We start from the raw sequence: 22,436 nt of genomic DNA on the forward strand, positions 1-22,436 counted from the left end.
CGCCTGCGCACATGCTAGCCTGCTGGTGTTCCCCCTCGCAGCCTTACCGATGAACAAGAAAAAGTCCGTCACCATCAGCGACATTGCCAAACGCGTCGGCATGACCACCATTACGGTGTCCCGGGCCTTGAGCAAACCCGACCTGGTCAAACCCGCCACCCTGGCACGCATTCTTGAAGTGGCCCGCGAGCTGGACTACGTGCCCAACGCCTTTGCCCGTGGGCTCAAGCGCAGTGAAAGCCTGATCATCGGGGTCATCACCGCTTCGGTGGACAACCCGTTCTACAGCGAGATGATCAAGGCGATTTCCCGCGAGGCCAAACAGCACGGCTACACCATCATGCTGGTGGACACCGATGAGCTGGAGGAATTGGAAAGCAAGGCAGTGGATACCCTGCTGGGGTATCGCGTGGCGGGGATCATCCTGTCGCCGGTCTCCGATGAACCAAGCTACCAACCCGACTACCTGGAGCGCCTGAGCAATGGCAAAACCCCGGTGGTGCTGCTCGATCGCACGATCCACGACAGCCCGTTCAGCCGTGTGGTGCTCGACAACTACCACAGCGGCTTGCAAGCCGCGCACTACCTGTTACGCCAAACGCCCAACCTCAAGCGCCTGCTGGTGCTGACCGGCCCCGAACATTCGCGCATCAGCGTGGAGCGCCTCAAAGGCCTGCGTGAAGTGCTGGCCGCGCACCCCGACATTCAGGTCGAGGTGCAAGCGGGCGACTACACACTGATGCCGGCTTACCTGCATACCCTCGACTACCTGGCCGCACACTCGGCGCCGGACGCGATCATGGGTTTCAACCAGTTGATTACCCTGGGGGCCCTGCGCGCCTTGCGCATGCACAACATCGCCCATGACAGCCTGACCATCTGCGGCATCGACCGCCTGCCCTTCGCCGATATCTTTGGCGTACCCATCGCCTGCGTGGCCCACGACGCGTCCCTGGCCGGCAGCAGCGCAGTACGCCTGCTGCTCGACCGCCTGCAAGACCCCTTCAAGCCACGGGACAAAGTGGTCATCGCCGGGCAGTTGGAGAACGGCTAGCGGCTGGTGTAGCCACCGTCTACCGGCAGGCTGACGCCACTGATCATGCTCGCCGCGTCACTGAGCAGGAACAGCACCGGCAGCGCCACCTCTGCCGGTTGCGCAAAACGCCCCAACGGAATCGCGGCCAGTGCCGGGTCGCGCCTGGCCGGGTCGGACCAGGCCATGGCCGCCATTGGCGTCAAGGTCACGGTGGGGTTGACGCTGTTGACACGAATGCCAAAACGGCCCCACTCGGCGCATTGCACACGGGTGATCGCATCCAGTGCAGCCTTGGAGGCGCAGTAGCTCAGGTGATCGTCCAGCGCCACCAACGACGCCTGGCTGGAGACGTTGACGATACTGCCGGCAATGTCCGCCTCGATCATCTTCGCCGCGACCCGGCTGGCCACTTGCGCAGCGGCGCGGGCGTTGACGCTCATCACCTGATCGAAGGCATCGGCGCTGATGGCGGCGGCGGGCTCCAGGCGTGAAATCCCGGCGCAATTGACCAGGCCGTGCAGGGGCGGCAAATCTTGCAGGGTTTTATCGAGGGCGATGCTGTCAGCGATATCCACGCACAAGGTGCGGCACCCCAATGCCGCCAACGCCTGGGCATCGCGACCAAGGGCGAAGACTTGGGCGCCGCTGGCGATCAGTTGCTGGGCAATTTCGCGACCGATGCCGCTGCTGGCACCGGTGACGAGGATGCGCTGGTGAGAGAAGTCGAAGGTGGTGATCATAAATAAAGATCTCAAAACCAATGAAGATCCACTGTGGGAGCTGGCTTGCCTGCGATAGCGGTGTATCAGCCCCCCTTAAGGGGACTGACACTGCGCTATCGCAGGCAAGCCAGCTCCCACATTTCTGGATCGTGTTGAATCAGGTGGATTGCAGGTTGTGCATGACCGGTTTCAGGGCCGGGTACAGCTTCAGGTACTCGGCAAACGCCCGGTCATAGGTCATGACATTCTCCCGCTTGGGCTGTGCTCGCAATTGCAACTGCACCCAGCCGGTGTCCATCTGCCCATCACTCACCAGCCCCACCGTATGCGCCGCCAACAACGCTGCGCCCAGGGCCGCTTCTACCTCCTGCACGATGGTGTACACCGGGTAGCGTGTGACATCGGCGATGATCTGCATCCACAGGTCCGAATGGCTCGCTCCACCCACCACGATCAGGCGTGGGTCCAGGGAATGCGCGCCCTGGGTGCCCGCTTCGATATTGTGGCGCAGGGCAAAACTCACGCCCTCCAGCACCGCGCGGTACAGGTGAAAGCGGCTGTGGTACAGGTTGAGCCCGACAAAACTGCCGCTGGCGCGGTCATCCCACACCGGGCTGCGTTCGCCCATCAGGTAAGGCAAAAACACCACGCCTTCGCTACCGGCCGGAATCTTCATCGCGCTCTGCTCCAGCAGCGCCAGGCTGTCTTGTCCCGTGGCCTTGGCCTGCTGTTCTTCAGCCTGGCAGAACTGCTCGCGAAACCAGCTCACCGAGGCTCCGGCGGTGATCGCACCGCCGAAGATGTACAGGTCGCGGTGGCCGTTGTAGACATGGGGCATGCTCACCAAACCGTGGTGTGCATCCACCTGCTGGTTCAGGTAGCCCCAGCACATGCTGGTGCCGATCATCGCCACATGATTGCCCGGCTGGGTGACACCCGCCGCCAGGGTCGCCATGGCCGCGTCCACGCCCCCAGCGAGGATCGGCGTGCCCGCCTGCAAGCCCAGGCGTGCGGCCCAGTCTGCAAGCAAACCACCCACCACCTCGCCGGAATACAGCAACCGCTCGGGCATCATCGACTGCTCGATACCCAGCGCATCCAGCATCTCGCCTGACCAGTTGCGCGCCGCCACGTTATAGACACCGCCGATATTCCCGGCACTGCTGTGGTCCACCGCCAACTCGCCGGTCAGGCACCAGTTGATGTAGCTGTTGGGTGGCAACAGGTAACGGGTATTCGCCCACACCTGGGGCTGGTGCTGCTTGAGCCAGAGCATCTTGGTGAAGCCGTAGTAGCTGTCCACCGAGTTGCCGGTGATGGCGAACAAGCGCTCCAGGTCCACCTGTTCGCGTACCCAGGCCACCTGCTCGCCGGCGCGGCGGTCCATCCAGATCAGGCACGGGTGCAGCGGCGTCATCTGTGCATCCACGGCAATGCCCGAACCACCGTACAAACTGCTGATGCACAGCGCCTTGACCTGCCGCGCCGGCACCCCGGCCTTGGCCATGCACTGGGCCACGCAGGTTTGGACGGCATCCAGCCACACCTGCGGCCACTGCTCGGCCCAGCGCACTTTCGGGGTGTCTACCCGATAGCCGTGGCTGTGTTGGGCGATGATCGTGCCCTGGGCATCCACCAGCAGCGCTTTGGTGCTCTGGGTGCCAATGTCTACACCGATGACGTAGTCCATCTCAGAGCACCGGCTTCAACAGCACCTTGATCGACTTGGTCGAATTGGCCAGTTCAAACGCCTCGGCCCAGTCGTCCAGCGGGAAGTCATGGGTGACGATGCCTTGGGAGGTGACCAGGCCGCGCTCAAACAGGTCGATGGCGATCGGGTAGCAATACGGCCCCAGGTGCGCGCCGCGTACGTCCAGCTCCTTGCGGTCACCGATGATCGACCAGTCCACGCTGGTCTCGGCACCAAACACGCTGAACTCGACAAAGCGCCCGAGCTTGCGGATCAGGTCCAGGCCCTGGGTGACGCCGGCCGGTACGCCAGTGGTTTCGATATAGACGTCGCAGCCGTAATTCTCCGTGAGGCCGTTGATGATCTCGCGAGCGTTGTCACGGGCCGGGTTGATCACCACATCGGCGCCGAACTTTTTCGCCAGCTCCAGGCGTTCATCGACCATGTCGATCACCACCAACTTCTTCGGGGTCTTCAGCGCAGCGACCTGGACCATGCACAGGCCCAGGGTACCCGCGCCGGCAATCACCACCACGTCGTCGAGCTGGATATCGCCACGGTTGACGGTGTGGATCGAGCAGGCCATTGGCTCCACCAGCGCCGAGTCTTCCAGGGACACCGACTCGGGAATCTTGTGCACGATGGCGGTCTTGGGAATGCGCATGTACTGGGCCATGCCGCCTTCGGCCACTTCGCGCTGGAAGCCGAAGATGTTGTGCACTTCGCACATCCAGTACTTGCCCGATTTGCAGAAGCGGCACTTACCACACGGCACGATCTGTTCGGCGATGACCTTGTCACCCACCTTGACCTCAAAGTGCTCCTCGGCGCCCTCGCCGGCTTCGACCACGTAGCCGAAAAATTCATGGCCCGGTACCACGGGTGCCTTGACCCAGGGGTTGTCGCCGCCCCAGAACATCGCCGCGCCCGAGTGGCACTTGCAGTCACTGGCGCAGATGCCGCAGGCGGCGATACGGATCACCAGTTCATTGGCACGCGCCTGGGGTTTGCCGATGCGCTCCAGGCGGTAGTCTTTCGGGCCGTGGCAGACGACGGCTTGCATATGAGTGTGCTTGTCCATGTGTTCGGTCCTGTGTGGTGAGGTATTAACGATGGCGCTGACGGCTGATAAAAATCGCCAGCAAGATGATCCCGCCCTTGATCACGCTCTGGACGTAGGGCGACACGCCAAGCATGTTCAAACCGTTGTTCAACACGCCCAGCAGCATGGCGCCGAGCAAGGTGCCGATGATCACCCCGCGCCCGCCGGCAATCGACGCGCCACCCAGTACCACGGCGGCAATCGCATCCAGCTCGAACGACACGCCGGCATTCGGCTGGCCGCTCATCAGGCGCGAGGTAAGCACCAGCCCGGCAATCGCGGCGGTAAAGCCGCTGATGCCGTACACCAGCAACTTGAAGCGCGCCGCACGCACCCCGGACAAGCGCACCGCTTCTTCATTGCCGCCGATGGCGTAGATGTAACGGCCGATACGGGTGTGCTGCAGCAGCACATAGGCCGCCAGGTAAGTGATCAGCATGATCAGGATCGGCACCTGCAGGCCAAACACACTGGCGCGACCGAAGAACGCGAACCACTCCGGCAACCCGGAAATCGGGTAGCCGTCGGTGTACATCAGCCCGAACCCACGGGCGATGCCCATGGTCGCCAGGGTGACGATGATCGGCGGCATGTGCAGGTACGCCACGAACAGCCCGTTGCCGATGCCGAAGGCCACGCCCACCAGCAGCCCGACGCCAATCGCCAGGCCCGGCGGCAACCCGGCGACCATCAGCCCGGCGGTCAAGGTGCCGGACAACGCCATCACCGGCCCCACCGACAAGTCGATCCCGCCGGTGAGAATCACGCAGGTCATGCCCACCGCGATGATTGCGTTGATCGACACCTGGCGAGCGATGTTGGAGAGGTTGCTGGCGGTGAGGAAGGTGTCGCTGGCGAGGATCATCACCAGGGTCACCACCACCAGCCCGACAAAGGGATAAAACGCGGGCGAACGCAGCAGCCGCGCCAGGTTCAGGCGCCACCGGCCGGTGTTGGCGGTGTTAATGGACGTATTCACTTGAGCCCCCTGTTGCATGGCGCATGACCTCTTGAGGATTGACGGCGGACGCTTCCAGTACCTTGACGATCGCGCCCTTGTGGAACACGGCGACGCGGTCGCACATGCCGATGACTTCGGGCAGCTCGGAGGAAATCATGATGATCGCGTAGCCTTGTTCGGTAAGGCTGCGCATCAACGCGTAGATCTGCGCCTTGGCACCGACGTCGATGCCGCGTGTGGGTTCGTCGAACACCAGCACGTCGCAGTGGTGGTTGATCCAGCGGGCGATCACGACTTTTTGCTGGTTGCCGCCGCTGAGGTTCACCACAAGGCTTTCGCCGCTGGGCGCCTTGATCGACAGCTGGCCCATCAGCGCGTCGACACTGGCGCATTCCTTGGCCTTGTCGATCAGGCCCGAGGCGTTCTGATATTTGGGCAAATTGTTCAGCGAGATATTTTCGCGAATGCTGAAGGCGGTGATCAGCCCTTCGCTCTTACGGCTTTCCGGCAGCAGGCCAATGCCGTGGGCAAGGGCTTGGGCCGGGTCATCGAGGCTGACTTTTTCCCCGCGCAGCCACACGTCTTTGCTCACCGTGGGCAGCGCGCCCATCATGCCCAGGGCCAGCTCGGTGCGGCCCGAACCCACCAGGCCGGCGAAGCCGAGGATCTCGCCTTTGTGCAAATTGAAACGGTTGCGGGGGCCATTGCGCACCAACTGGATGTCCTTGACCTCTAACAGCAAGGGGCCGGGTTCGCTGCTGGGCTTAGGTGGAAAACTGCATTCCAGGCGGCGGCCAACCATCATCTCGACCAGGTGATCAATATCGCTGTCGGCCACATCGGTAACGCCTGCGTTGCCGCCGTCGCGCAGCACACTGATGCGGTCGCAGACTTGGAAAATCTCTTCCAGGTGATGCGAGATAAAAATCACCGCCACGCCCTGGCGCTTGAGTTCGCGCATGATCTCGAACAGCAACTCGGCTTCACTGGGTGTCAGCGTCGCGGTCGGCTCATCGAGCACCAGCAGGCGTGCATCCAGGGCCAGGGCCTTGGCGATTTCGACAAACTGCTGCTCGGCCACGCTCAGGTGCTTGACCGCGCAGTGCAGATCGATACTGACCCCGAGGCGCTCGAACAACGCCTGCGCGGCTTCGGCCATTTCGCGCTTGCGCAACAGGCCGAAGCGGTTGCTCAGCTCATGGCCGAGGAAGATATTTTCTACCGCCGTGAGGTAGGGAATCAGGCTGAATTCCTGGAACACGATGCCAATCCCGGCGGCAATCGCATCCCGATAGGTCGCAAATTTCCGGGCCTGCCCGTCGATAAGAATCTGCCCTTCGTCCTGATGTTCGACACCGCCCAAAATCTTCATCAGGGTGGATTTGCCCGCGCCATTTTCCCCGAGCAACGCGTGGATTTCGCCGCGCTCCACTTGCAGGTTGATGGCCTTGAGGGCCTGTACCCCCGGGTAACGCTTACAGATGTTTTCCAGCTTCAGAAGACTGCTCATACCGCCGACCTCGCACTCAGAAGGAAGACCTGGGCCCCACGCATTGCGTGAGGCCTGGGGGATTTACCAGCTGAAGTCCTTGGCCTTGGCCTGATCGATCAAGGTGATGTCCACCGGCACGCTGGCCGGTACTTGGGCGCCCCACTTCTTGGCCAGGGCAATGCCCAGGGCGAGGCGGATCTGGTCACGGGGATATTGAGCCGAGGTGGCGATGAAATGGCTGCCGGGTTTCTGGATCGCCTTGATCGCTTCCGGCGCGCCGTCGACGCTGACCAGCTTCACGTCCATCCCGCTGGCTTCGATGGCCGAGAGTGCGCCGAGAGAGCCATTGTCATTCACGCTGAAAATGCCCTTGAGGGTGGGCTGGGCCTGCAACATGTTTTCGGTGACAGTCAGGGCCTGGTCACGCTCCTGCTTGCCGTTCTGGATGCTGACAATCTTGATATCCGGGTGCTTGGCCACCGCCTCTTTGCAGCCACGTACACGTTCGAGGATCGGCACCACGGCGATGCCGTCGAGGATGGCGATATTGCCTTTGTCACCGATGGTTTTAGCCAGGTACTCACAGGCCTGGAAGCCGGCGTCGAAGTTCTTCGAGCCGACGAACGAATCCAGCGGGCCATCTGCCTGGGCATCCACCGCCACCACTACGACGCCGGCAGCATGGGCCGACTTGACGGCCGATTGCACGCCGACCGAATCAGTAGGGTTGATCAGCAGGATGTCGATGCCCTTTTGCAGCATGTCTTCGACATCACTGACCTGCTTGGACACGTCGTGGCGGGCGTCGGTGATGATCAGCTTGGCACCGATGGTGGCGCCGGCTTCTTCCAGGGCGTTTTTCATGGTGACGAAATAGGGGTTGTTGATTTCCTGGAACGAGGCGCCGATGCGGATGGGCTTGGCAGCGTCGGCAAACGCGGGGCTCGCGCTGCCCAGGGTGATGCTGGCAGCCAGTAAACACAGGGTTTTTGGGAGCATTTTCATGGCGTGGGTCTCTGTTTTGTTTTTATTTTTAGAGCAAATGTTATCGTTAACATTTTGTCAGAAACTAACAAGTAATTCAGACCTGTGCAAGCCTCCACTGGTCGGTCTCGGGCAAAAACGTAGGAGCGAGCTTGCTCGCGAAAAACTCACAGGCGCCGCGTTTATTCAGGAAGCCCGCGTTATCGTTGATATTTTTCGCGAGCAAGCTCGCTCCTACAGAGGATGGCAACTACGCTCAGCCTCAAATAAAAACACAGCGAGCAGCCGGCCATGCCCCACCCAACCGAGACTTTCCGCGCCCGTTATCGCGCAAGCGTCAACCCGCATTACAACCCCTGGCTGCACGCCGCATTCGTGCTTGGCTACGGCATCTTCTGCATCACGCTGGCCTGGTCGTCCACGGCTGATATCACCGTCCTGCAGTGGCTGACCGTGCCCCTGACGCTGCTGTTCTTCAACCTGTGCATCTACCTCGTGCACCGCCACCTGGGCCATCACAAACACAGCTTCGCCCGGCTGTTCTACGCACGCCACACTGGCGATCACCACAGTTTTTTCACTCCTGATCACATGACCTACGACAGCCCCCGGGACTGGCGTGTCATCCTGTTTCCAGCCTGGCTGATCGTGCTGCACAGCCTGGCCATCACCCTCCCCGCCTGGTGGCTGCTCAGCCAACTGAGCGCCAACGTTGCCGGGTTGTTTGCCGGGTGCATGATCCTCGGTTACCTGCTCTACGAAGTGTTCCACGCCTGCGAACACCTGCCTGCAGAACACCCCGTGGCGCGCCTGCCTTGGATTCGCCAGATGCACCGCCTGCACGCCTTGCACCACCGTCGTGAGCTGATGCAGGGGCGTAATTTCAACATCGTGCTGCCGTTGATGGACTATCTGTTTGGCACTTTGCATTGGGAACCCACGGAAAAAAAAAGGGGCAGTCCAACTGGACTGCCCCCCGCTTCACACACATAGATCAATCAGCGCACGATGGTCTGGCTGCAGATGTGGCCGAGGCTGACGTATTGGACGTCATTGCCACCCACGCCCACATTAGGGAACTCCCTGAGCTCGATGCGCCAGCCGCCCTCGTTGAACCAGGTTTCCCAGTTGTAGGTCTGGCCCGAGGCGCTGTCCGGGTACCGCACTTTGTAGTCGCCAGAGCAGGTGCCCAGCGCGACATTCCCCGAGGCTGCACCGGTGATGCCGGTCTTGGCCTCATAGTCGACCCAGTTGTAAGTGCCGCCAAAATGCTTGTCGACCCGCAGCACAGGAGTGACGCCGCGCAGGGGTTCGCCCGTGCTGTCTGACCACTGGGTGCTCCAGCTCAGATTGCGGGCCACCTGGGTGGTCAGTTGGAAGATCGAGCTGGGGATGCGCACCACGTTATCGCCGTTCACATTGTGCTGGTTCAGGCGTGGCGCTGAGCCGAGGGTCAGCTTGTATTGAGCCTGAGGGTTCAATGCCACCGCGGGGTTGGCCCGTACACGCACCTTGACCGTGTAGCCTGGCGTCAGGTTGGGATAGGTGGAGGTGGAGCCCTGCGGGACTTCCACCCACTGGGTGCCATCGAACCGTTCGAAGATCCACTGGTTACGCGTGCCAGCACCGTCATCGCCCAGGAACATGCCCACACCTTGGCCACGCAACGAGACGAAGGAGAAGTAATCCACATCATTGACGCTGTCGAGGTTACCGGTCACCTGGTTCAAGGCATCCGGCAGCGCGAACGCGGTTTGCTCGGTGTCGTTAGGCTCGTAGGCATCCACATTGCTGTCCACCGCCACACCAAAACTGAACTGCGAGTTGCTCGCGGCATTGGCCACCATGAACCAGTAGTAGTCACCGGCCGGCAACACGCCGTTGAGGTATTCATCGGCACTGCCGGGGTTATCCGAGGTGCCCAATGGCGTCAGGTTGCCTTGGCCGTCGTCATGGAACAGCGTCAACGACATATCCGTGCCGGCACTCTGGTTCAGCAGCTGTACCTGGATTCGCGCGTTTTTCGGCAGGTTGAAGTGGTAAGCGATTTGCGCGCCGGTCTCCACACCGGTGAGGGTGTAAAGGGTATTGATATCCAGGGTGGGAAACAACGGCGTGAAGGCTGCAACCGCGGCCTGTTTCATGTGCGCCGAGTCAGGTTTTTCCAGCTGGCCAACCGGGGAGTCAATCGCCACATTACCGACGGCCGCCTTGCTTTTTTTGACGACGTTGGACTGCCCGGCCTTGGCAGCATTGAGCTTTTGCTTGAGCTCGCCCGAGACGCTGGCCTTTTCCAGCGTGCCGCCAGGTTTCAATGCTTTGTCCACGGCCTGCTTGACCGCCTGCGCGCTGAGTTTTGCCGGGTTTTGCTCGGCCAGGGCAAAGGCCGAAACGAAGCAAGAGGCCGCCATGGCCGCGCCCAGAATGAAGGCTTTTTTCGATTTCATTTTTTATCCATCCATAGTTAAAAAATTGAAGCTCAGGTAACCGGTGACATCCGGTCACCTGGGATGGACTGTAGGACATGACTGTATGTATGTACAGTATTTTTTAAATAATGTGAGCCCTGAAGTTCAGGTTCAGGAAGCGAGAGCACCTCTAAAGCCAGGTACACCAATAGCCCCAACTGATCGCCCAAATCATCGCGAGCCGATAGGGCCATACAGCCCAACGCTTGAGCGCTGGCGGAATGACGGCTAACTCTGCCTCGGTCATGTAACCTTCTTTGACGGAGCGTTCTGGCGCGCGGAGGATATCAATCATGAGACACATGCGATGAAACCTGACGAACCGCTGGTTTCGTCCCCAGCGTTGCTGATATTTACGCACCTGCACGTTTTCAATGAAGTAACCTTCCAACGCCTCGAGTTTTGTTCGTTCGACAAAGAGCATTAATCCCAAAATGACGAACGCTCCAACCACCATCACCAGGGTGTAAGCGAGAAAAAACGACATTGTCATGCCCCAGGTGGGAAAATCGAATCACTCTTGATCTATAGCGCCCCGTAATGACCGCCTGCAGGTTCGCACACGTCTACCAATTGCCAATTCAAGAGGTGTTTTCGCGAGTGAGGCCTAGTTCTATGGAATCGGGATATCGCACCACCTGCGCCAAACCTCCCACACAATGATTTCGATGATACAAACATCCGCGAGGCGATACGGCCACAAGGCCCAGCGCTTAAGCGTCAAGGGGACAGACGCCAGCTCGGCTTCGGTCACAAGGCCTGCCTTCAGAAAAGCTTTCGGCCCTGACAGGATGTCGATCATCAGGCCCATGCGATGATATCTATCGATCGGATCATATCCTTCCCTGAAACGCTTATGCCTAAGAACCTTCTCGTTCTCACTGAAGTAACTTTCCAATTCATCCAGCTTTGCGTATTCAGCAAACACTATCAGTACGAACACCACAAACACCCAAGCGACCATCACAATGCTATATACAAGAAAAAGGGACATCGTTATGTTCCCTCGGGTTGGAATATCAGATCGCCGTCGACTTCCAATATTCTTCCCCCCAAAAACCCACCAAGCTCACCAAAAAAAGCGCCTCCCGTCACCCCGCCCACAGCCCCTCCGATAATTCCACAAGCCAGTTCACCGTTGCCTTTCAGTGAAACACTCAATGCAATCCGGCAGGCACTGCGAGCAATAGTTGCGCCACGCTTGCCCAAAACAGCGGCCCCAAATACTCCACCCAGCAACTTCCCCGTCTCCACATACTTCGCCCGTCGACACTGCGCCTCCCTTCCCACCACACACGCCTCCTTGATTTCCAAACCCGCCACGCCTACATCCAACGCCAACCCCAGATATGTTCCTTGCTTTAACCATTTCGACATCTGCGTAATCGTTTGAACTCGCTGCGCATACCCCACAATTTCGCCTTGATGTAGATAGCTTTTGGTCGAGATCCCGAGCGCTCCCTTCAGCGGTTGATTGCCACGCAACCCCGAGCCAAATCGTGCAGCCCTTGCAGTTGCATATCCAAAACGCCAAACATCCTTTGACGCTGTCGTATAAACGACTCTTTGTCCAAACCACCGTCCTTCAATTGGCGATGCAGTTGCTCGATTTCCATCAAAGTCTGTGCAACCGCCTGCAGGTGCCGGCTCCAAGCCGACGTCGCACTGCCGATGCCTATCGAGCCATACCCCAGAATGCTCTGCGCCAAATCGTAATTTGTGTTTCCTGCTCTATCGAGCGGCACGTTCTGGTCCAGTTGGCGACTAATCTCTTCAGCGTGGCGCATCAACCAGGCCTCTTCGATTGAGCAATAGGCACTGGACATCTCTGGAACGATCACCAACTCACCCCGCCTCACCATTCCTTGGCGCAGGTGTTTATTCAGCACATCAAAATGATCTGGGCCCGGCAACAAGCCTGCGTGCCATAGCTGTGATTTCAAAAATGAGTAGGGTGTAGCCTGTTGATTGATGTAGCCGTACGCCATGTCCTGGGTTCCGATACCGAGAGAGATGGCATCGAAATATAAGCAAGCACCTACAACCCGAACACAAGCAGGCGGGGGTCAAAAAGTACGTTTGGGAAGTTGCCTACACAGCAAAAGATGAACGGCTACAGAAAGCGCCCCTAATACCCCGTCATCTCCAAATACCCCACCCCACCCTCAAACCGCACTGGCCCTTCCCAGTACGGAATACCCAGGTCCATCCATGCCTTGGGGTTGACGGCTTCGGTGGTGATATCCAGCTGTTTACCGGGAATTTTCAGCGACCAGCGTGTGGGAATGTTGCGCCCGTCGATGGTCGTGGTGGTCAGCGGTGTGAGTTGGATATCGCTGTTGTGCAAGGTCTCGGTGTGGCCCTGGGCGTCGATCCAGGTGCCGGTGAGGTAACCGTCGCTGTCTTTCTCACGCACGCGAAACAGCATCAGTTGCGCGCCGCGGTCCAGGTGCAGGGAGAACCAGTCCCAGCCGGTCTGGCTGGCGGCCAGGGGTTGGCTGCTCCATTCGCGGTCGAGCCAGGCTGGGCCGCTGACCTGGTAGGTGTGGCCGTCGAGGCTGACGCTGCCGCTGGCGGTGAAAAACGGTTGGCTGTAGTAGTACGACGCCTGGCCCTGGTCGGATTTGCGGCTGTAGCCGCCATCGCCTTGCAGCACCAATGGACGGCTGGAGGTGAGGTGCAGGTCGTAGGCAAATTGCGCGCCGCTGGCCTTGAGTTGCATGTCGGCCAGGGGGCTGGCGGCGCCGGGGTAGGTGGCGAAGGTCCAGTCGTCGATCCAGGCGTTGAATGGCTCCGCCTGAGCCCCAGCCTGGCCGACGCCACCCCGAGCCAGGCGTTCGGCGGCGTAGTGCCGGGTGGCCGAGGTGACGGCGGCGTGGCCGAGCCACACGGTTGAATCGCGCCAGCCCGGTTGGACGGAGCCGGCCTTCAATGCGTTGCGAAACAGCGTCCATTGCACGCCGAAGACATTGCCTTGGGCATCCTTGAGGTTGGCGGTGACGTACCACCATTCGATACGAAAGCCGTCATGGGGCCCGTGGTCCTCGGGAAAGCTGAAGACTTTGCCGGGCACCACCTGGGCAAAGTCCGCCGCATCGCTGCCCAGCCCGGCGAAACTGTCCTCGGGTGCGGGCGCCTGGTCGCACCCGCTCAACAGTAACCAGGCGATGCACGCCACTGCCTTAATCTTCATGGGCGAACGTCCTCAACAAATCCGCCGGGCGGCTGCGGTACAACTGCCATAACGGCCAGGCCGACGCGAGCAAGGTCGCGAGCATCGCCAGCCCCAGTAATTGCGCAAGCTGGCCGGGGAAGACCTGCAGCGGCAGGCGCCAGCCGAAGGCCTGCACGTTGATCACCGCATCCAGGCACCACGCCAGCAACAGCCCCAGCGGCAACGCCAGGATCAACGTGAGTACCGCCAGCAGCCAGGTCTGGCCGAGGTTGAGCAGCATCAATTGTCGGCGCGTCACGCCCAGCGCCCACAACGGCGCGAGCTGGCCGAGGCGGCTTTGGCTCTGGGTCAGCAGGCTGATGAACAACGCCACCCCAGCGACGCCAAGGGTCAGGCTGTTCAACGCCGCAGTGGCGGCGAAGGTGCGTTCGAAGACCTGGCTGGACCAGCCCTTGAGTTGCTGTTGATCGACGATGCGGCTGTCTTCCAGGGCGAACTCACGCTGCACTTCACGGATCAGCGGCGGCACGTCGGCGGGGGCCACCCGCAGGTTGAAGCGTGCCGGTGAGAGCGTCGGCCAATGCGCCAACAGGTGCTGGGCATTGACCAGCAGGTGGCCCTTGGGGTTGCCGTAGTCGGCGTAGATGCCGACGATCTTCGGCGCCCAGCTGCCCTGTGGGGTGGGGATGGAAACCGTATCGCCCAGTTGCACCTTCAGGCGTCGCGCCAGTTGTTCGCTGAGCATCAGGCTGTCGTCTTGCAGCAAGCGGTCCCAGGGCGCGTCCGCCGCCTCCAGCAGCGGCCAGTGTTGACGATAAGTGGGGTTGTCGACCACGCCGAACACCTCCGCGGGCCAGCCTTGCAGTTGCACCGACACCTGCCAGGCGGGCAATACGGCCTGCACCAAGGGCTGGCGGGTCAACCATGCATTGAGTTGCTCGGCCTGCTGGGGATTTTGCGGGTTGAGGTACAGCTCGGCGGTGAGGCGTTGCTCCAGCCAATGGGTGAAGGTCTGGCGAAAGCCCGAGGTCATGGAACCGGCACCGATATTCGCCGCCAGGGCCAACAGCAACGCCATCAGCGCCAGGCTCAAGGCCGGCAGTTGTTGGCGGCAATCGGCCAGGAACCACTGGCCCAGCACCGAGCGACTGCGCCCCAGCACCGCTTTCAATAACCCGTTGAGCAGCACCGGTAACGCCAACGCCGCGCCCAACAGCAAGGCCGCCATCAGCACAAACCCGGCGGCCAGGCTATCGCCCAGCCACAGTGCCAGCAACGCGATCAGCAAGGCGGCGGATGCCACCCAGCCCTGGCGCCGTAGCCAGCGCCCATGGGCTTGATGCCAGGCCTGGGCGTTGGCCAGTGCCAGTAACGGCAAACGCGCCGCGCGCCACAGGCTGCTGGCCCCGGCGAGCAACGCGCCCAGCAGGCTCACGCCCAGGCCGGCCAGCCACCACCAGGGGCTCAAATTCAATTGGCCGGCGACTTCGGCGCCGTACAGGCCGCGCAAACTGGCGGCGACATCCGGCAGTAACAGGCTGGCCAGCAAGTAACCGCTGGCGATACCGAGCACACCGCTCAACAGCGCCAAACACCCCAATTCAATACCCAGGCTCAGGATCAACATGCGTGCGCTGACTCCACAGGCGCGCAAGGTTCGCAGCAGGCCACGGCGCTGTTCCAGGGCCAGGCCGATGGCCGCATGCACGATAAACAGCCCCACCACAAAGGATAAAAACCCCACCGCATCCAGGTTCAGGTGAAAGCTTTCGGTCAGGCGTGACAGGTTGCTGTCCTCGCCCTGCTTGAGTTGCAACGCGGCGGGTGGCGTGGGGTGGCGGGCGGCGAAGGTGTTGTCCACCAGTAAGCGCGACAGGCGCCCGGGCATGTTGAGCAGGGGTTGGGCAAAACTGATATCGGTCAACAGCAGGCCGGGGGCCATATCGGCCTGTACCTGCAACGGTGGCAGGCGTTGCCCGGTGGACGTCAGCGGCTGCTCGCCCGCCTGCAACCCCAGCGTCTCTAACGTTTGCGCAGCGACCCAGGTACGCCCCGGCGGCTCGAAAAACGCCAGCATCTGCGCCTGGCTCAAGCGTTGCCCCGCCACGCTGCCACTGCCGGGCAACGACACCGGGTCAATGCCCATCAATTGCAGGCGCTGCTGCTCGTGGCCTTGAAGCTCAACCCGGCCCTGCACCACCGGGGAGACCGGCCAGCCGGCGCGGCGCAGCTCGGCAAACAGTGCCTGAGGGAAACTGGCGGCGTCCGGCGCAACCAGGCTGGCTTGGGGTTCGCCACCGATCAATTGGCTGGCGCGTGCGTAGCTGTCCCGCGCCTGGCTGTTGAGGGCCTGCACGCCGGTGAGGAGCGCGGTGGCCAGCCACAGGCCGGTGAGCACGCTGAAAAACTGCACCGGGTGACGCCGCCAGTGGCTGAGCAATGCGCGCAGCGTCCAGTAAAACAGCGCCATCTCAGCGAGCGTCCATCGGCACGACACGCCCATGGTGTAGCACCACCTGCCGGTCAAGCCGTGCGGCCAGGCGTGGGCTGTGGGTGACCATCAGCAGGCTGGTGGGGCTGTCTCGCAGCAGGTCCAACAGCAGTTGCAGCACTTCATCGCTGGTGGCTTCGTCGAGGTTGCCGGTGGGCTCATCGGCCAGTAACAAACCCGGTCGCGAGGCCAGCGCCCGCCCCACGGCAACCCGTTGCTGCTGGCCACCGGAGAGTTGTTCGGGGTAACGCCGCAGCAAGTCGCCCAGCCCCAGGCGCTCCACCAATTGCGCTTGCCAGTGCGGGTCGAAACGCCCCGCCAGCCGCGCCTGGAACGCCAGGTTGTCTTCCACGCGCAAGCTGCCGATCAGGTTGAACTGTTGGAAGACCAAGCCGATTTGCGTACGGCGCCAATGGGCCAGTTGACCTTCGTTGAGTTGGTCGAGGCGCTGCTCGCCGATGCGGATGCTGCCGCCGTCCACCCGGTCCAGCCCGGCCACCAGATGCAGCAAGGTGCTTTTGCCGCTGCCCGATTCACCCATCAGCGCCAGGCTGCTGCGCTCGCCCAGGTCCAGGTCGACGCCAGCCAGGACGGCCAGCGGGCCTTGCGGGGTCGCGTAGTTTTTTACAACACCTTGCACCTGCAACATAAGAACGCTCATCTGAAGGACCCGCAATGAGAATAACGGCTGATGCTCCTGCCCACGCAAATTTTTCACACGGATTTCACCGCCTGCCCATCCACCACACTTTAAAGTGCCCGCCAACTCGTGGTAACCCACAACTTTCTTAGTTAACCCAAGTGACACTCTTAACATGCACGTGTTCAGCAAAAAGACAGCAGTGCTGTGACAGTCTCCTGCCTCACTAAGGGCAACGGCCCCATCATGCAGCCGTTTTATAAACACAATAAACAGTGCCGAGGGTGAACCGCGTGGCAGACATGATCCTGGCCAACCGCCAACCTAAAAGGTCTAGGTTAAAACGCCTGAGAAAATACCGCCTGCACCTGCTTGGCATCAGCGTTACCGCCTTGCTGTTGGCGGGCTTTTTAATGTGGCCCAGCTCGCCGCTGGACCTGGGCGTGGGCAATCGCCTGCTGACCTCCGGGGTGCTCGCCAGCTGGCGCGAGGGTGAACTGGTTGTGTTGGTGCGCCATGAAGAGCGCTGCGACCGCTCGGCCAACCCCTGCTTCGGCCCTGCCGATGGCCTGACCATCAACGGCACTGACCGCGCCGTCGAACTGGGCAAAGCCTTTGATTCACTGGGCATGGCCCTGACCGACGTGCTCAGCAGCCCCACCACGCGAACCGCCCAGACGTCACTGTTCATGTTCGGCAAGACCGAGCTGTCCCCCGGCCCGCTGGCCATCTGCGGCGACGCCATGGGCGATGAAATCCTCGGCCACAAACAGCCGGGACGCAACCTGATGCTGATCACCCACAGCGCCTGCATGAGCGACTTCCAGACCAGCCTGGGCTTCCCCCATGCGGCCGCCGCCGAGTACGGCAGCGCACTGTTCGTCAAGGTGCTGCCCAACGGCACCTTCAAGGCCATGGGCACCATGAACAGCGAAGAGTGGACCGCCGCACTCAAACAACTTTAATTACACTTGTTTACATATTAAGCCACAACGTGTTCAGCAAAACGACAGCCCTGTTCTGGCATGTTTAGTCGCGCCTGTTAGTTATGTTTTCCTACAACTACTTAGTGACCCTTACGATGCTTCACCCTATTAAGTTAATACCGCCATTGCCCGTACTTGAACGTTATGGAGCGATGTGCGCATGCCCCGCGTAAACCCTCTGGCCTGGCTATTGCTGGGCGTTGCCGTGTTCATCTTGTTGCCCCTGGGCTTTCACGGTTTATGGACGCCAGACGAAACCCGCTACGCCCAGGTCAGCCAGGAAATGCTGATGAGCGGCAACTGGGTGGCGCCGCACTTCATGGGCGTGCGTTATTTCGAGAAGCCCGCCGCCGGCTATTGGCTCATCGCCCTCGGCCAGGCGGTGTTCGGTGAAAACCTGTTCGGTGTGCGCATTGCCTCGGTCCTGAGCACAGTCCTGAGCGTGGTGCTGGCCTACCTGCTCGCCCGTCGTTTGTGGAATGACCCACGCAAGAGCTTTGCCTGCGCCCTGCTCTACCTGAGTTTTGGCCTGGTGGCCGGGCAAGCCGGGTATGCCAACCTCGACCCGCAATTCACCCTGTGGGTGAACCTGAGCCTGGTGGCGTTATGGTTTGCCCTAGACTGCCGCACGCAACACGAACGCCTGGGTGCGTGGGCAGTGTTGGGCGTGGCCTGCGCCATGGGGTTCATGACCAAGGGCTTCCTGGCCTGGCTGCTGCCGGTCTTGATCGCCGTGCCCTACCTGGTGTGGCAGCGGCGCGTCGGTGAGTTGATGCGCTACGGGCCGTTGGCGGTGCTGGTCGCCGTGCTCGTATGCCTGCCCTGGGCCCTGGCCATCCACTTGCGCGAACCGGATTACTGGCATTTCTTTTTCTGGCATGAGCACATCCGCCGCTTTGCCGCCGACGATGCACAGCATGCACGGCCGGTGTGGTTCTTCCTGCCGATCATGGTGGTGGCGTGCCTGCCGTGGGCTGCCTTGTTACCTGGCACCCTGCTCAAGACCTGGCAGGAGAAGCGCCAACCGGCGATTGCCTATCTCGCCCTGTGGTTGCTACTGCCCCTGGGCTTTTTCAGCCTGAGCAAAGGCAAGTTGCCGACCTACATCATGCCGTGCCTGTTGCCCCTGGCGTTGTTGATGGGCCACGGCTTGATCGACCTGATCAAGCAAGGCAAGGCGCGCCCACTGGTCATCAACGGCGCGCTCAATTTCGTGCTCGGCATGACGGCCATGGTGGCGCTGATTTACCTGCAAATCACCCGCCCGCTGTACGGCAATAGCCACGCAGAGATGTTCAACCTGTCGCTGACGTTTATCGTGCTGCTGGGCTGGATCCTCGCCAACCTGCTGCAAGCGGTGCGCCCGTTGACGTTGTGGGCGATGCCCGCCCTGGGCATTGGCTTGCTGGTTGCCCTGCTACCGGCGGGCATGCCGGCCCTGATCGAAGATAACGAAATGCCCGACCAATTCGTGCAGGAGCATCTGGACGAACTGCAACCTGTCCGTGCTTTGCTGAGCAATGACCTGGGCCTGGCATCGGCCTTGACCTGGCGCCTGCGCAGGCCCGACTTGGCGTTTTATAACACCCAGGGCGAGCTGCGCTATGGCTTGAACTACCAAGACGCGGCACAGCGCAAAGTCACGCCGGACAGCGTCCAGGCCTGGTTGGCCGAGGCCCGCCAGCAGGGCTCGGTTGGCGTGCTGATGCAGGTCAAGAGCACCAGCGAACACCGCGAAGAAGGGCAATTGCCTCCCGGTGGAAAACGTTATCGCAAGGGCGACCTGGTGCTGACGATTTACCCCCAACACCCTTGAATGCAGCGCCTGCCACAGGGAACATCCCATGAGTTTCTGGAAAACCGAACGCGGCGCCCTGGTGTTACTGCTGGGCGTCTCGGCCTTGCTGCTCTTGCTAGGCCTGGGCAGCCGCGACCTGTGGGGGCCGGAAACGCGCTGGGCGAATATCGCCTTGCAGATGCTGCAAAGCGGTGACTATTTCGACCCGTACCTCAAAGGCACGCCGTATTACGACAAACCCCTGCCCTCCTATTGGCTGATCACCGGATTTGCCCACCTGCTGGGCGGCCTCGGCCCCTGGTCGCTGCGCCTGTCATCGGTGCTTGCCGCGTGGTTGAGCATCTGGCTGGTGTACCTGATCGGTGAACGCCTGTTTCGCAAAGGCACCGGGCTGATCGCCGGGTGGATGCTCGCCACCACGTTCTACTTCCTGTTCTGGGCCCGCGTGGCCACCGCCGATGTCCTCACCGTGTGCGGCGTGCTGGCAGCGGTGTGGTGGTATTGGCGCGGGCCGGATGACACACGGCTGGGGCGCTACACGGTGCTTTTCCTGTTGCTGGCCGCCACCTCACTGTTCAAGGGTTTGATCGGTGTGGTGCTGCCGGGCCTGGTGCTGTTGCCACACCTGCTCAGCGAACACCGCTACAAACGCCACCTCAACCTGCGCCTGGCGCCGGCCTTGCTCATCGCAGGCATCGTGTATGCGATCCCCTTTGTGCTGTCCCACCGCTACGGCGCCCCCACTTACGGCGAGAGCGGCCTGGAGTTGGTGTTCCGGGAAAACGTGGTGCGCTTCTTCGACCCCTTCGACCATATGGGGCCGATCTACACCTACCTGATCTACCTGCCGGCCTACACCCTGCCCTGGGCGCCCTGCTGGTTACTCGGCCTGTGGCTGGCCGTGCGCAACTGGCGCAAGGCGCCGCCCAACGTACGCTGGCTGGTGTGTGGCCTGGGCCTGTTGTTTATATTCTTCACCGCCAGCGGCAGCCGTCGCAGCTACTACGTGTTGCCGCTGGTGCCCTTTGCCCAACTGCTCGGCGCCTGGTGGCTGAGTGAACGCATGCACAAAAAACCTTCGAGCTGGCCGCGCTGGCAAACAGGCTTTGGCCTCAGCGCAGGCCTGCTCTTGCTGGTGCTGGGCGTGATCTACCCCTGGACCAACGGCAACGGCGGCGTCACCCGCTTCGCCACCGACCTGCAAGCCCAGGCTGAGAAAAGTGCGCCCTGGAACCAATGGCAACTGGTGCTGGTGGAGGTCGACAACAAACTGCCCATGTACCTGCAAAACCACGGCAAGCCCTTCTACTACGTCAGCGCAGCCCAGGACTTCCCGCGCCAAGGCAACAGCGCCGCGTTCATGGCCTGGCTGGAAAAAACCAGCGGCCAGGGGTTTGATCCGCAACGCACGATAATCGTCGCGCAGTATTCCAAGGACGAGCCGACGCCGTTGGCGTTTCGGGCGGTGGATCATCAGGTGGTGACGACGCAGCCGGATAATGGGGAGCGGTTGTTCAAGGCGCGTGAGGGTGGGAGTGTGGCGTTTGTTCCGGGGACGCGCTGAGGCACTCTGCTTGCTGGCCTTTTGTCATGGTTTGTAAAGGGCCAGCAAGCCGTGTCCCTTTAAATTGCAGGACGTTTCCGAGACAATCCCCTCCGCCTTGTGCCGGTTGGAATCGGTGGCTAGTCTGCGGTCCGTCACTGCTCATCAGTGATCGGGTTTAGTCGCTCGTATCTTCCAACACGGCATGGTCTCCATGAGTTTTATGGTGGCTGTGCGTAGGGCACCTTCGGGTGCGCCGGATGTTTCGTGTTGGGCCGGTCGACTAACCTGCGTACAGCCGCCACCCTCGTTTAGTCGCGACGGGTGTCGTCTCCTAATCCAACGCGGAGCTACACCATGAATAAAGTCCTACCCGATTCACCCCTCGATCCTGCAAAAGACCGTGCCGCGTTCAACCGCGCCATCGACCATTACCTGCCCAGCCAGGGTTTCCACAACGTCAACGACGACCTGAGTTTTGAAGATGCTTTGCTCTACACCGCCAGCCTGCTCGACAGCGCTTCGGCAACGGCGCTCGATTGCGGCGAGCTGCTGGATAACCCAGGGCGGGCGAAGATTCTGGCGGTGTGGCATTTGTTGGAGATTGCCAAGACCACGGTAGATCGCTCTATTGAGTGCGTGAAGCCTTTGAAGCCAACAACTTAAAATGTAAAAGCGGGCTTGGCCCCATTTTGTAGGAGCGAGCTTGCTCGCGAAAAACTCACAGGCGCGGCGTTTATTCAGGAGGCACGCGTTATCGTTGGGGTTTTTCGCGAGCAAGCTCGCTCCTACAGTGGTATTGATGCAAATACCGTGGTAGTTCAGGCGAACCGAGTCGATGCCATCGCAGCATAGGTATCTACACAACTTTGTGGACTGTAACAGCGGACGGTAACCACGATGCGAAGCGAGCCGCTCTTGATCTGCTTTTGATCTTAGGCGCCCCGTTAAACCACGCTGGCCGGAATTCGACAGGGATTTGGGGGGTAAACCGGCAGGGATGCCGGTTTAGCCGCCCCGCGCCATGGATGGCGCGTGGCGGCGGCCCCCCAAATCACTGGCGGATTACGGGCACACCGAGCCCAAGCGAGGTGCCGAGTGGTGGGGCAAGAGCGTTTTGCTTACTTTTGCGCTTTCAAAAGTGAGCCGCCGTCAGGGCGGAACCCTAGGTGGCCGTTACCTAAATAACGGATATGTACCCGGTCCAACTGTGTTGACTGGCAGGCCGCCTTCGCGAGCAAGCCCGCTCCCACCGTTTGATAGCGGTGTGTCAGGTAGATATGCGCTGGCCGCCGGGGCCGTCACGGGGAGCAAGCTGCCTCGCCACAGGTCTCGCGTCGGCTCTAAA

The 22,436-nt window shown here is 61.1% G+C and carries 18 protein-coding genes and 1 pseudogene; 6 read left to right on the plus strand and 13 right to left on the minus strand.

Annotated features, from left to right (window positions below; all coding sequences use genetic code 11):
- The first annotated feature begins 49 nt into the window (after nucleotides 1-49).
- The gene (locus tag N2A98_RS16665) at nucleotides 50-1,054 is read left to right on the plus strand and encodes a LacI family DNA-binding transcriptional regulator (RefSeq protein ID WP_044269167.1); all 1,005 of its coding nucleotides are present in this window, start codon (nucleotides 50-52) and stop codon (nucleotides 1,052-1,054) included.
- Here the strand turns inward: N2A98_RS16665 and N2A98_RS16670 are convergent.
- The 6 genes from N2A98_RS16670 to N2A98_RS16695 all read right to left on the minus strand — a co-directional run bounded on the left by N2A98_RS16670 (nucleotide 1,051) and on the right by N2A98_RS16695 (nucleotide 8,008).
- On the minus strand, nucleotides 1,051-1,776 hold the full coding sequence (locus N2A98_RS16670) for an SDR family oxidoreductase (protein ID WP_125970362.1): 726 nt from the start codon (nucleotides 1,774-1,776) through the stop codon (nucleotides 1,051-1,053). The two genes, N2A98_RS16665 and N2A98_RS16670, sit on opposite strands and share 4 nt — an antisense overlap.
- A gap of 139 nt (nucleotides 1,777-1,915) precedes the next feature.
- Entirely contained in the window at nucleotides 1,916-3,448 is a 1,533-nt protein-coding gene (locus tag N2A98_RS16675) for an FGGY-family carbohydrate kinase (protein WP_275622352.1), read from the minus strand.
- Between the two features lies 1 nt (nucleotide 3,449).
- Nucleotides 3,450-4,529 (minus strand): erythritol/L-threitol dehydrogenase, encoded by a 1,080-nt coding sequence (locus tag N2A98_RS16680; protein WP_003192355.1) that lies wholly within the window; start codon nucleotides 4,527-4,529, stop codon nucleotides 3,450-3,452.
- 25 nt (nucleotides 4,530-4,554) lie between these two features.
- Entirely contained in the window at nucleotides 4,555-5,547 is a 993-nt protein-coding gene (locus tag N2A98_RS16685) for a ribose ABC transporter permease (protein ID WP_044269175.1), read from the minus strand.
- Nucleotides 5,513-7,021 carry a sugar ABC transporter ATP-binding protein gene (locus tag N2A98_RS16690; protein WP_153475841.1) on the minus strand — a complete coding sequence of 503 codons (1,509 nt, stop codon included), beginning with the start codon at nucleotides 7,019-7,021 and terminating at the stop codon, nucleotides 5,513-5,515. Before N2A98_RS16690 ends, N2A98_RS16685 begins: the two co-directional genes overlap by 35 nt.
- Before the next feature lie 63 nt (nucleotides 7,022-7,084).
- A complete protein-coding gene (locus N2A98_RS16695; RefSeq protein WP_032896420.1) occupies nucleotides 7,085-8,008 on the minus strand; it encodes a substrate-binding domain-containing protein in 924 nt (307 codons plus the stop codon).
- Between the two features lie 270 nt (nucleotides 8,009-8,278).
- Here N2A98_RS16695 and N2A98_RS16700 point away from each other — a divergent pair, with 270 nt between their 5' ends.
- Nucleotides 8,279-8,980: a sterol desaturase family protein gene (locus N2A98_RS16700; protein WP_275622353.1), complete on the plus strand. Its 702-nt coding sequence runs from the start codon at nucleotides 8,279-8,281 to the stop codon at nucleotides 8,978-8,980.
- Between the two features lie 5 nt (nucleotides 8,981-8,985).
- On the opposite strand, the gene N2A98_RS16705 is transcribed toward N2A98_RS16700, so the two are convergent.
- The 7 genes and pseudogenes from N2A98_RS16705 to N2A98_RS16735 all read right to left on the minus strand — a co-directional run bounded on the left by N2A98_RS16705 (nucleotide 8,986) and on the right by N2A98_RS16735 (nucleotide 16,770).
- Nucleotides 8,986-10,434 (minus strand): hypothetical protein, encoded by a 1,449-nt coding sequence (locus N2A98_RS16705; RefSeq protein WP_275622354.1) that lies wholly within the window; start codon nucleotides 10,432-10,434, stop codon nucleotides 8,986-8,988.
- 151 nt (nucleotides 10,435-10,585) lie between these two features.
- Nucleotides 10,586-10,942 (minus strand): hypothetical protein, encoded by a 357-nt coding sequence (locus N2A98_RS16710; protein WP_044269184.1) that lies wholly within the window; start codon nucleotides 10,940-10,942, stop codon nucleotides 10,586-10,588.
- A gap of 126 nt (nucleotides 10,943-11,068) precedes the next feature.
- On the minus strand, nucleotides 11,069-11,449 hold the full coding sequence (locus tag N2A98_RS16715) for a hypothetical protein (protein WP_044269186.1): 381 nt from the start codon (nucleotides 11,447-11,449) through the stop codon (nucleotides 11,069-11,071).
- A gap of 2 nt (nucleotides 11,450-11,451) precedes the next feature.
- Nucleotides 11,452-12,443 (minus strand): annotated as a pseudogene (locus tag N2A98_RS16720) (hypothetical protein).
- 140 nt (nucleotides 12,444-12,583) lie between these two features.
- A complete protein-coding gene (locus tag N2A98_RS16725; protein WP_275622355.1) occupies nucleotides 12,584-13,648 on the minus strand; it encodes a lipocalin-like domain-containing protein in 1,065 nt (354 codons plus the stop codon).
- The gene (locus N2A98_RS16730; RefSeq protein WP_078803421.1) at nucleotides 13,638-16,100 is read right to left on the minus strand and encodes an ABC transporter permease; all 2,463 of its coding nucleotides are present in this window, start codon (nucleotides 16,098-16,100) and stop codon (nucleotides 13,638-13,640) included. The genes N2A98_RS16725 and N2A98_RS16730 overlap by 11 nt, the downstream gene beginning before the upstream one ends.
- Nucleotide 16,101: 1 nt before the next feature.
- Nucleotides 16,102-16,770, minus strand: coding sequence for an ABC transporter ATP-binding protein (locus N2A98_RS16735; protein WP_275623617.1), 669 nt, complete (start codon nucleotides 16,768-16,770; stop codon nucleotides 16,102-16,104).
- Nucleotides 16,771-17,045: 275 nt separating this feature from the next.
- Here N2A98_RS16735 and N2A98_RS16740 point away from each other — a divergent pair, with 275 nt between their 5' ends.
- The 4 genes from N2A98_RS16740 to N2A98_RS16755 all read left to right on the plus strand — a co-directional run bounded on the left by N2A98_RS16740 (nucleotide 17,046) and on the right by N2A98_RS16755 (nucleotide 21,754).
- Nucleotides 17,046-17,726: a histidine phosphatase family protein gene (locus N2A98_RS16740; RefSeq protein WP_044269198.1), complete on the plus strand. Its 681-nt coding sequence runs from the start codon at nucleotides 17,046-17,048 to the stop codon at nucleotides 17,724-17,726.
- Between the two features lie 181 nt (nucleotides 17,727-17,907).
- Nucleotides 17,908-19,563, plus strand: a complete 1,656-nt coding sequence (gene arnT, locus N2A98_RS16745) for a lipid IV(A) 4-amino-4-deoxy-L-arabinosyltransferase (RefSeq protein ID WP_275622356.1) — start codon at nucleotides 17,908-17,910, stop codon at nucleotides 19,561-19,563.
- A 28-nt stretch (nucleotides 19,564-19,591) separates the two neighbouring features.
- Nucleotides 19,592-21,109, plus strand: a complete 1,518-nt coding sequence (locus N2A98_RS16750; protein ID WP_275622357.1) for a glycosyltransferase family 39 protein — start codon at nucleotides 19,592-19,594, stop codon at nucleotides 21,107-21,109.
- 336 nt (nucleotides 21,110-21,445) lie between these two features.
- Nucleotides 21,446-21,754, plus strand: a complete 309-nt coding sequence (locus N2A98_RS16755) for a hypothetical protein (RefSeq protein ID WP_003192377.1) — start codon at nucleotides 21,446-21,448, stop codon at nucleotides 21,752-21,754.
- Nucleotides 21,755-22,436 lie beyond the last annotated feature (682 nt).

The sequence above is a fragment of the Pseudomonas sp. FJ2-5-13 genome (assembly GCF_029201605.1).
GTDB lineage: Bacteria > Pseudomonadota > Gammaproteobacteria > Pseudomonadales > Pseudomonadaceae > Aquipseudomonas > Aquipseudomonas lactis.

What these genes read in the sequence shown, in the direction of transcription:
- N2A98_RS16665 (WP_044269167.1), top strand. Translation starts at nt 50, where the DNA reads ATGAACAAGAAAAAGTCCGTCACCATCAGCGACATTGCCAAACGCGTC.
- N2A98_RS16670 (WP_125970362.1), bottom strand. Translation starts at nt 1,776, where the DNA reads ATGATCACCACCTTCGACTTCTCTCACCAGCGCATCCTCGTCACCGGT.
- N2A98_RS16675 (WP_275622352.1), bottom strand. Translation starts at nt 3,448, where the DNA reads ATGGACTACGTCATCGGTGTAGACATTGGCACCCAGAGCACCAAAGCG.
- N2A98_RS16680 (WP_003192355.1), bottom strand. Translation starts at nt 4,529, where the DNA reads ATGGACAAGCACACTCATATGCAAGCCGTCGTCTGCCACGGCCCGAAA.
- N2A98_RS16685 (WP_044269175.1), bottom strand. Translation starts at nt 5,547, where the DNA reads ATGCAACAGGGGGCTCAAGTGAATACGTCCATTAACACCGCCAACACC.
- N2A98_RS16690 (WP_153475841.1), bottom strand. Translation starts at nt 7,021, where the DNA reads ATGAGCAGTCTTCTGAAGCTGGAAAACATCTGTAAGCGTTACCCGGGG.
- N2A98_RS16695 (WP_032896420.1), bottom strand. Translation starts at nt 8,008, where the DNA reads ATGAAAATGCTCCCAAAAACCCTGTGTTTACTGGCTGCCAGCATCACC.
- N2A98_RS16700 (WP_275622353.1), top strand. Translation starts at nt 8,279, where the DNA reads ATGCCCCACCCAACCGAGACTTTCCGCGCCCGTTATCGCGCAAGCGTC.
- N2A98_RS16705 (WP_275622354.1), bottom strand. Translation starts at nt 10,434, where the DNA reads ATGAAATCGAAAAAAGCCTTCATTCTGGGCGCGGCCATGGCGGCCTCT.
- N2A98_RS16710 (WP_044269184.1), bottom strand. Translation starts at nt 10,942, where the DNA reads ATGTCGTTTTTTCTCGCTTACACCCTGGTGATGGTGGTTGGAGCGTTC.
- N2A98_RS16715 (WP_044269186.1), bottom strand. Translation starts at nt 11,449, where the DNA reads ATGTCCCTTTTTCTTGTATATAGCATTGTGATGGTCGCTTGGGTGTTT.
- N2A98_RS16725 (WP_275622355.1), bottom strand. Translation starts at nt 13,648, where the DNA reads ATGAAGATTAAGGCAGTGGCGTGCATCGCCTGGTTACTGTTGAGCGGG.
- N2A98_RS16730 (WP_078803421.1), bottom strand. Translation starts at nt 16,100, where the DNA reads ATGGCGCTGTTTTACTGGACGCTGCGCGCATTGCTCAGCCACTGGCGG.
- N2A98_RS16735 (WP_275623617.1), bottom strand. Translation starts at nt 16,770, where the DNA reads ATGTTGCAGGTGCAAGGTGTTGTAAAAAACTACGCGACCCCGCAAGGC.
- arnT (WP_275622356.1), top strand. Translation starts at nt 17,908, where the DNA reads ATGCCCCGCGTAAACCCTCTGGCCTGGCTATTGCTGGGCGTTGCCGTG.
- N2A98_RS16750 (WP_275622357.1), top strand. Translation starts at nt 19,592, where the DNA reads ATGAGTTTCTGGAAAACCGAACGCGGCGCCCTGGTGTTACTGCTGGGC.
- N2A98_RS16755 (WP_003192377.1), top strand. Translation starts at nt 21,446, where the DNA reads ATGAATAAAGTCCTACCCGATTCACCCCTCGATCCTGCAAAAGACCGT.